The following is a 344-nucleotide window of genomic DNA, read 5'->3' as shown; positions in this document are numbered from 1 at the left end:
GGCTAACGACAACCATCTTCCTCTCCGTTCCATGTTATAATGGAACTATGCTAAAACAAGATTATTATAACGATTTTTTTGAGTTTGGGCAACAGAAAATTAACTTCAGTTTCTTCGAATTGAGTTTACCCGACGACGATCCAGTCTATACCCTGAAAAACGTGATGGAGGAGTTGGATTTTTCGGGCCTGCTGGCCTGTTATTCAGATAAGGGAAGAACCGGGTTTAACCCAATCATGCTGTATGCTGTTGTGACCTATGCAAACATGCGCGGAGTCAGGGCTGTTGACCGTATTGTTGACCTGTGTCAGCGAGACCTTGCATTCATCTGGCTGACCAGAGGG

1 protein-coding gene is annotated in these 344 nt (G+C 44.8%); it reads left to right on the top strand.

The window, feature by feature from the left end; genetic code table 11:
- Positions 1–47 precede the first annotated feature (47 nt).
- Positions 48–344, top strand: a 297-nt coding sequence (locus H6A20_RS13215) for a transposase (RefSeq protein WP_338106722.1), incomplete at its 3' end; no start/stop codon positions are given.

It is taken from the genome of Mordavella massiliensis, assembly GCF_016901695.1.
In the GTDB taxonomy this organism is placed as follows: Bacteria; Bacillota; Clostridia; order Lachnospirales; family Lachnospiraceae; genus Claveliimonas; species Claveliimonas massiliensis_A.
Note: the sequence above shows the minus strand (reverse complement) of the source record. Positions and strands in the feature narration are given on the sequence as shown.